Origin of the sequence: Microcoleus sp. BM001215392 (assembly GCF_036700185.1) — a bacterium.
Taxonomy (GTDB): domain Bacteria; phylum Cyanobacteriota; class Cyanobacteriia; order Cyanobacteriales; family Microcoleaceae; genus Microcoleus.
Map to the genome: position 1 here is coordinate 9,376 of NZ_JAUBOJ010000102.1, position 9,165 is coordinate 18,540.

The 9,165-nt window shown below is 44.0% G+C and carries 4 protein-coding genes and 1 pseudogene; 4 read left to right on the forward strand and 1 reads right to left on the reverse strand.

The features are described 5' to 3' along the window. The 4 genes and pseudogenes from QT974_RS13495 to QT974_RS13510 form a co-directional block, all read left to right on the forward strand. Window positions 1-4,211, forward strand: a 4,211-nt coding sequence (locus QT974_RS13495; protein WP_333468984.1) for a glycosyltransferase, incomplete at its 5' end; no start/stop codon positions are given. A 29-nt stretch (window positions 4,212-4,240) separates the two neighbouring features. Further along, a complete protein-coding gene (locus tag QT974_RS13500) occupies window positions 4,241-5,269 on the forward strand; it encodes a class I SAM-dependent methyltransferase (protein WP_333468985.1) in 1,029 nt (342 codons plus the stop codon). 231 nt (window positions 5,270-5,500) lie between these two features. After that, window positions 5,501-7,099, forward strand: a pseudogene (locus tag QT974_RS13505) (class I SAM-dependent methyltransferase); the annotation flags it as partial. 139 nt (window positions 7,100-7,238) lie between these two features. Continuing rightward, the gene (locus QT974_RS13510; protein ID WP_333468986.1) at window positions 7,239-8,519 is read left to right on the forward strand and encodes a glycosyltransferase family 4 protein; all 1,281 of its coding nucleotides are present in this window, start codon (window positions 7,239-7,241) and stop codon (window positions 8,517-8,519) included. Window positions 8,520-8,745: 226 nt separating this feature from the next. Here QT974_RS13510 and gatC read toward each other — a convergent pair whose 3' ends face one another. Next, window positions 8,746-9,027 carry an Asp-tRNA(Asn)/Glu-tRNA(Gln) amidotransferase subunit GatC gene (gatC, locus tag QT974_RS13515; RefSeq protein ID WP_293128462.1) on the reverse strand — a complete coding sequence of 94 codons (282 nt, stop codon included), beginning with the start codon at window positions 9,025-9,027 and terminating at the stop codon, window positions 8,746-8,748. Between the last annotated feature and the right edge of the window lie 138 nt (window positions 9,028-9,165).

A 9,165-nucleotide genomic window follows, 5' to 3' on the forward strand; every position in this document is an offset into this window, starting at 1 on the left:
AGGTACAACTTGCCGGCAAAGAATCTCAATTTCAAGAAGCTTTAGTAAAACTGCTCGGATTAGAAACAGAATTAGGACAAACTCAGGTACAGCTTGCTGGAAAAGAATCGCAATTTCAAACAGCTTTAGCAAAAGTCTTGGAATTAGAAGCAGAATTAGGGAAAAGTCAGGTAAAATACGAAGAAAAAGAATTTAAGTTGGAGCAAAAGTTAGCTGAGTTAGTGTGGTTGGAAACAATACAGAGTCAAACTCAGGAAAAATTAAATGAAAGTCGGGAAGACTTAGAAAAATCGCGCCAGGAAACAGAAAGAGTGCGGGCAGAAATTGAGGCAATCAAGTCTTCTGACTGGTGGCAAATCCGAGAAAATATGTGGGGTTTTAAGCGCCGAATCCGTGATTTATTCCCAAAATATATTTTTTCGTTAGATCGACCCACTACTTGGCAAATTAGCGATTCTAATCTCCTAATTGTGGGCTGGGTATTTAACACAAAAAATGAGATTAAGGCAGTGCGTGCCAGAATTAATGATAAAATTTTTTCGGGCGTTTACGGTATCGAAAGAAACGATATAGCCCTAGCACACTCTAATATTGCGGCGGCGATTAAAGCGGGTTTTACGATTGAATTGTCAGCACCTGCCGGACGGCATGAAGTGGTGCTGGAAGCGCAAGACGATCGCGGTAAATGGCACTTTTTAGCAGCTTATCCGCTGTTGGTGTCAACGATTCAAGCATCGTTAGATGTACCAGTAGTATGGGAACAGCGTCAAGGTCAAATTTTGTTTGCAGGTTGGTGCTGTCACCACGATCGCAAAATTGCTAAATTAAGCTTTTTGTGCGGCGATACTTCTGTAGAATGCGCCTACGGTTTGCGCCGAAAAGATGTCGGCGAAGTGTTCCCCGACTGGGTTAATAGTTCCGAAAGCGGCTTTGAAGCCCTGGTCGATTTGCCTCCGGGGGAATGGCAAGTTTCTCTGCAAGCTGAGTTAGAAACCGGGGAAATTTTGTATTTTCAAGCACCGCAAATATTGACCGTGCGGCGCTACCATATTTGGCAGCGAAGTGCTGATAAATTTGAGGAGTTTTCGAGTTTTGTAGAGGCAATTCGGCAGCGGGCGAGGGAGAGAAAACAGCGTCTGGGTAGAATTGTGCCGATGCCTTGGGAAATTGTCAAGGTGATGCGCCAGTTTGGGAAGATTTACCGACAACAAAAACAGTTTACTGCGCCGGGAGATTTGCTGCCGCCTGCGGGTTTTGTGGTGCCCAAACCGATTGATAGGTATGATGCTTGGTTGGAGGTGAACCAGTGGAACGATCGCGCGCGCGATTACCTGATTTCTCGGTTAAAATCCTGTGGGGAAGCGCTACCGAAAATTTCGGTGGTAATGCCAGTTTACAACCCGGAGATAGATTTTCTCGAAAGTGCGATCGACAGCGTAATCGCTCAAGTCTATGCTAACTGGGAACTTTGCATCGCTGACGATCGCAGTACCGACGCCACGGTTGCTGACACTTTGAAAAATTGGGCCGCCAAGGACGATCGCATTCGCATCACATTTCGTACCGAAAACGGCAACATCAGCGCCGCCACCAACAGCGCCGCCGCCCTCGCCACAGGCGACATCATCCTGTTTTTAGACAACGACGACGAACTAACTCCCGACGCCTTAGGCGAAGTCGCCTTATATTTTGCCACCCATCCAACCACCGATTTTCTCTACTCCGACGACGACAAAATCGACACCAAAGGTCATCGTTTCGCCCCGCAATTCAAACCGCAATGGTCGCCAGAACTGCTGCTTTCCTATATGTATCTCGGTCATTTATGCGCCGTCAGAAAACATATTTTTGAACAGATAGGCGGTTTGCGCCTCGGTTTTGAAGGCTCGCAAGATTACGATTTTGCCTTGAGAGCAACCGAAATTTGTCGCCACGTCGCGCACCTACCTCTAGTGCTGTATCATTGGCGAACTGCACCCGGTTCTACAGCCATATCTGGAGCCGCCAAACCCGCCAGTTTTGGCGCAGGTCAAAAAGCAATTCAAGACGCATTAAACCGCCGAAAAATTAAGGGGAATGTTGCTCAGCACGCCTGGGCTACTAAAGAAAATTTGGGCATATTTGCCCAGGATTTCCCAGATGACGGCCCCTCAGTAACAGTAATTGTGCCGACTAAAAATCAGTTTAAATTGCTGAAAGCTTGTCTCGATTCTCTGGAAAATACCACCTACAAAAATTTTCAAATTGCCGTCATCGACAACGAAAGCGACGACCCGAAAACTCTCGAATATTTAAAGCAATTAACTTGCCAAGTTTTGCGGATTAAAAATCATGGCAATCAGTTTAGTTTTGCAGCAATAAACAACCGCGCTGTCGAGAAAGTTGACAGCGAATACGTGTTGTTTTTGAACAACGATACTGAAGTAATTAACCCGCGCTGGCTGAGTCAAATGGTGGGATACGCTCAAATTCCTGCTGTGGGTGCAGTCGGTGCGAGGCTGTTATATCCCGACGGCAGAATTCAGCACGCGGGCGTAATTCACGGCTTGCATCACGGTTTGGCCGGTCACGCTTTTAAGCTGATGGACAAGGATAATCGAGGCTATCTTTCTCAAGCGATGGTAACGCGAAATTACTCGGCGGTAACTGCTGCGTGTACGATTACTCTGCGTCAATTGTTCTTAGAATTGGGCGGCTTTGATGAGGATAATTTTGCTGTTGCTTACAATGATGTCGATTACGGCTATCGATTGTTAGAACGGGGTTATCGCTGTGTATATTGTCCCGATGCTGAGTTGTTGCACAAAGAGGGAACTTCGAGAGGTTTTACTGATAATCCTCAGGAAGTTGCGGCTTTTAGGCGCAAGTATGCGGGAAAGAATGACAGCTTTTACAGTCCTCATTTGTCTTTAGAAGATGAGTATTTTCATATTCAACCCCGACGGGTTTTTATGAAGAAAGAGGGTGCGGCAGCGGATTTTGTAACGGATGTAACGGATAAGGAAGAAGTAAAATTTAATGATTCTGGTTTGTTGGTAGCAGCGGGGAATCTGATTCATCGTATTAAGGTTTTGATGTGCAGCAATTCGCTGGATTTTACGGGGGCGCCGCTGCATCAGTACGAAATTGCGGTGAAATTGGCGGCTGAGGGTGCGATTTTGCCGATCGTACTTTGCACCACAGACGGGCCCCTGCGTCAAGCTTACGAACAGCAGGGAATTAAAGTAATAGTGCGCGACAATCCCCTCGAACACATCTACCAACGCGATGCTTACGATGAAGCTATCGGCAGTTTTAGCAAGGAAATTGAAACTTTAAAAGTAGATGCAATTTACGCCAATACTTTAGAAAACTTCTTTGTAGTTGATGCGGCGCACCACATCGGCATTCCTGTGGTGTGGAACGTACACGAAAGCGAACCGTGGCAAACTTATTTTAACCGATTTGGTTCGGAGATTGCGGCGAGGGCTTTAGAGTGTTTCCGTTTTCCTTACAAAGTGATTTTTGTAGCGGATGCAACGCGGGATAGATATTTGCCCCTCAACAGCCACCACAATTTTAAAGTGATTCACAACGGCTTAGATTTGAGCAAACTAGAAAATTCCGAGAAGTCTGAACAAGCTAGAAACAGTCTCGGAGTTGCAGCGGAAGATGTTGTATTATTGCTGCTGGGAACAGTATGCGAACGCAAAGGCCAACAGGATTTAGTTCAAGCCCTTTCACTTTTGCCTGACAAATGGCACAATAAGATTAGGTGTTTTATTGTGGGCGATCGCCCGAGTATTTACAGCAACAAATTAGCCGATATGGTAAGCGCATTGCCGCCAGAATTGCGACAAAGGGTGACAGTAGTACCGGAAACTGGGGAACCTGGGAAATATTACAAAGCGGCGGATATTTTTGTTTGCACTTCTCGCGTAGAAAGTTTTCCGCGAGTGATTTTGGAGGCGATGGCCTGCGATTTGCCAATTATTACATCGCCAGTTTTTGGGATTAAGGAACAAGTGAGACCGGGAATTAACGGTTTGTTTTATACACCGGATCGCCCGGAGGAATTAGTCGCAGCTTTAATGAGCTTATTGGAAGATAAATCATTGCGCCAGCAGTTAGCTAAAAATGCTAAATATGTCTTGGATTCACTGAATACTTTTGAGGAGATGACTCAAGCTTATGCAGAGATTTTCTGCGAAGCATATTTTGCAAAAAAGTAAAAGTTTAATAAGATTCAAAGGTCAAAAGTATGGTATCAAATTCCTCTAATGTAGAAGATGAAAATTCTGACCACCAAACAGCTCAAACCAACCGGGAATCTAACCTAAATCCCCTAATTTCCAAGCAGGGTTACTGGTTGTCGAATCCAATTATTGAAAAAGCTGTAAATTGTCGGCTATCAGGCGGACAAACAGAAGGTTACTGGTTAACGTGGCTAGTAAATAGCTTCTTCAAAAATCAACGGTTCGATAATCTTTTGTCTGTTGGTTGCGGAGTCGGGAATCACGAGATATTGATGGCTAAACTAGGATTAGCCCGCCACATAGACGCCTTTGACTTATCCGAAACTTCTTTAGAAATTGCGAGAAAAGATGCGGCCGCAGCGGGAGTCAAGATAAATTTTTATCAAGATGACTTTAATTTATTTACTATAGACAAAAACAAAAAGTACGATCTCGTTTTTTGCTCTGGTTCGCTACATCACGTCAAAGAAATAGAACGATGTTTATCAACAATTCAGAAATGTTTAAAGCCCAATGGATATTTTGTTGTCAATGAATACATAGGAGATTGCTACAATATATACAATGAAAATCAACTCAATTTGATCGATCGAATTTACAAATGTTTTGACGGTACGCTAAGGTCGGGAACAACTGAAACATTTGCTAGTCGAAGCATTGAGACTGTATTTACCCAAGATCCTTCAACAGCAATCCGGTCAAAGCTGATACTTCCTTTCTTGAAATTCTACTTTGAGATAGAAGTATTGAATCAAGCCGGTGGGGGTCTGCTTCACGAAATGTACCCTTTGTTAGATCGCGATCGACTTTCAGATGGAGACCCAAAAAGTGAAACAATTGTCAAGTTATTACTGGAGATTGAGACAATCTTAATGGATTTGCCGACAGGACTCTCAAGTGATTTTTGTTTGTGTATTTTGAGACATAAAAAACCCAAAATCTTAGAAAAATTGTGGGGGGGAATATCGAGGAAAGCGAATCGTGGTAAACTTATTTTAACAAGTTTGGTTCGCCGATGGCGGCGAGAGTTTTAGAGATAGAGAGTTTTCACTTTTGCGGGTGAGTTTTGTGTTGTGTGCGACCCAGGAAGTTTTTTGTCTAGCAATAGCTAGCAACCACAATTTTAAAGCGATTCACTTCCCTCAAATTTTAACAGAAGCTGATTTTACCCAAAAATAGACTTTAAATCCAATTACCAAGTAAAAAAAAGTATGTTATCAAATTCTGAAAACAAACAACATCAAAATCCCCATAAATTAACAGCTCAAAAATTTTGGGAATCTAACCCAACCGCCGGATTTGCCAAGGAGGGTTACTGGCTATCGAATCCGATTATCTCTAAAGCTGTAAATTATCGACTATCAGGTGGAGAAACAGAAGGTTACTGGTTAACGTGGCTAGTAAATAGCTTCTTCAAAAATCAACGGTTTGATAATCTTTTGTCTGTTGGTTGCGGAGTTGGTAATCACGAGATTCTGATGGCTAAATTAGGATTGGCTACTCAAATTGATGCCTTTGATTTTTCTGAAACTTCTTTAGAAATTGCCAAAAAAAATGCCGCAGCAGCGGGAGTCAAGATAAATTTTTATCAAGATGACTTTAATTTATTTGTTTTAGATGAACACAAAAAATACGATGTTGTTTTTTGCTCTGGTTCTCTGCATCATGTCAAAGAAATAGAACGATGTTTATCAACAATTCAGAAATGTTTAAAACCCGATGGATATTTTATTGTCAACGAATACATCGGAGATTGCTATAATATATACAATGAAAAGCAACTCGATGCGATCAATCGCATTTATCGATGTTTTGACTTCCGGCTGAGGTCGGGAACAAGTGAAATATTTTTCAGTCCAAGTATTGAGGAAATATTTACGAAAGATCCTTCTGAAGCTGTCCGGTCAAAGTTGATACTTCCTTTTTTAAAATTCTACTTTGATGTAGAAGTATTGAATCAAGCCGGTGGCGGTTTGCTTCACGAACTTTACCCTTTGTTAGATCACAGTCAACTTTCAGATGGCTCTCCAAAGAGTGAAACTATTGTTAAATTATTGCTGGAGACTGAGAAAATATTAATGGATTTGCCGGGAGGACTATCGAGTGATTTTTGTTTGTGTATTGTGAGACCTAAAAAAGCTAAAAAAATGGAAATAATACCGCCTAAAATAGACTACGAAGGGGCTTGGGACAGCTACGCCCAAGAATGGAAAGAAAATAATCCTGAACTCGCTTATTTGGGCGATGAATGGGTGGGAAAAGGTGCGGGTGCAGCCAACTCCTTAGCGGAATACGAAGCGCTGATCGAACAGGAATTTATTGCGCCGTACATCACAAAAGAACATACTGTTTTAGAAATTGGTATCGGCGGCGGAAAAACTGGTTCGCTGTTGCTGAAACATTGCGATCGCCTAATTTGCGCTGATATTTCCAGTCAAATGCTGCAAGCCGCGCGAGATCGCTTGGGGACAGATCGCGTTTCCTACGTCAAACTTGACGGTTTAACATTAGACGGCATCGCCCCGGCCTGTGCCGATGTGTGTTTTTGCTACGATACAATGGTACACGTAGAGCCGGTAGACATATTCAACTACCTAACTCGGATTCCCAAACTGCTGCGCGGAGCTCGCATTTGCGTGTTTCACCACGGCAATATTATCAGCGAATTAGGATGGCAAAAATTCGCCGGCGAGTGGGACAAAAACTTGCTAGGACGCAGAGATGGCACTGCATTCTCAGTAATGACCGATACAATTATGGAAAAATTTCTCAACCATTTAAACTATGAAATCATCCTGAAAAACACATCATCGGTACCGCGAGATTGCGTCTGGATTTGCAAAGCGCCACCCCCCAATGAATAAAACCTAAGCTTTTTAGCCGAATCTAAATATTTTATTCCAACTAACAACTAAGAGGGCGGGCACGGGGGCACCGCCCCTACCAAATGACAAATGACAACTAACAACTAACAACTGCCAACTGACAACTGACAAATGACAAATGAAAGCATTATTTCTCCATCCCAACTTCCCCGCTCAATACCGCCACATTATCACGGCTCTAGGCGCAGATCCCAACAATCAAATTGTTTTCGGAACTAAAAACGAGCGTCCCGAATGGAACATTCCCGGAGTTCGCAAAGCAGCATTTACGCCCAGCCGCGAACCCCACCCGCAGACTCACCAATACGTTCGCCCTTTAGAAAGTGCCGTTATCTACGGACAAGCCGTATTTAGAATGGCAGAACAACTCAAAGCTGACGGTTTCGTACCCGATGTGATCTGCGGACATTCAGGTTGGGGGCCGACACTGTTTGTCAAAGAAGCTTTTCCTAATACGCCACTTTTGTGTTATTTCGAGTGGTTTTATCACGCCATTGGTTCCGATGCAGATTTCGATCCGGCGGAACCTTTAAGTGTTGACGACATGGCGAGAATTAGAATCAAAAATGCGCCGATTCTGATCGATTTATACTCTTGCGATTGGGGTTTGTCGCCTACTTATTGGCAGCGATCGCAATTTCCGCCAGAATTGCAACAAAAATTGTCCGTACTCCACGACGGCGTAGACACCGATTACTTCAAACCAGACCCCGGTGCTCAACTAATTTTACCGAACTTAGATTTGTCTGGGGTTGATGAAATTGTCACCTACGTATCGCGGGGAATGGAACCTTACCGTGGCTTTCCAGAGTTCATTGAGTCGATCGCCTACGTCCAAGAACGCCGCCCCAACTGTCACGTTGTAATTGTTGGTTCAGACAGAGTTTGTTACGGACGTTCCCTACCAAACGGCGAGTCTTACAAAGACCATATGCTCAAAAAAGTGCCGCTAGATATGTCGCGAGTTCACTTTGTCGGGCCGCTACCTTACGGACTGTATTTAAAAGTAATTCAAGCATCGGACGTACACGTTTATTTAACCAGACCTTTCGTGCTATCTTGGTCGATGATTGAATCTCTATCGGCAGGATGTTTAGTCATCGGTTCCGACACCGGGCCGGTGAGAGAAGTTATCCGCGATGGAGAGAACGGTTTGCTAGTCGATTACTTCTCGCCAAAACAAGTAGCCGATCGCATCGACGAAGTTTTAGACCATCCTACCCGCATGGCAGAACTTCGCGTCAAGGCGCGTCAAACAGTCCTAGAACGTTACAATTTAGCTAAAATGCTGCCGCAGCACTTAAAATTGATCGAGCAAGTAGCAAGTCGATCGATGCCGCCTACAGTTGGTATGGAGCCAGAACGGGAATTAGCCGCATCTTTTGGAGTGAGAATTTAGCAGGAAACTCTTATGGGGCGATGCTCCTAGCCCGCCCCATAACAGTTGCAACAGTCGGCGGTTGAAACCAGGTTTAGACAAACTTGCGTCCGAGCAGAGGGGGACTGAAGAATGAAGCCGAGATTAAAGTGTTCTGCAAGCATCTTATATCGTGTCCGCTCGATTGACCGCAATAAGTAACGAACGGTGCGTTCGGTTTTGTTATGGTAATCGACCGGACGCGATCTTACATAATCTTAGGAACCTTAAAAAACTCGCCATCGCGATCGGGAGCACCAGCCAAAATACTCTCGCCGTTAGCAAAAGGTTGCAAATCGTCCGATCGCATAACATTGCTAACATCGATCGCCCGAGTAGTCGGTTTTACCTTACTCGTATCCAGTTCGCTCAACTGCTCAAAATAATCCAAAATACCGTTGAGTTGACCAGTAAACTGCTCTTCTTCTTCCGGCGTTAATTCCAATCGGGCTAAATTCGCTACTTTCCGAACTTCTTCTTTGTCAATCATAAAAATTGGGAATTGGGAATTGGGAATTGGGAATTGGGAATTACCCATCCGTGTCAGCAAACACGTCCAACCTACTCATAGACTGCTTTTTGGCGATTAGGCCCCGATCCCCCCTAACCCCCCTTAAAAAGGGGGGGA

Excerpts from the sequence above, each read along its gene's own strand:
- QT974_RS13510 (WP_333468986.1), top strand. The coding sequence starts at position 7,239 with ATGAAAGCATTATTTCTCCATCCCAACTTCCCCGCTCAATACCGCCAC.
- QT974_RS13500 (WP_333468985.1), top strand. The coding sequence starts at position 4,241 with ATGGTATCAAATTCCTCTAATGTAGAAGATGAAAATTCTGACCACCAA.
- gatC (WP_293128462.1), bottom strand. The coding sequence starts at position 9,027 with ATGATTGACAAAGAAGAAGTTCGGAAAGTAGCGAATTTAGCCCGATTG.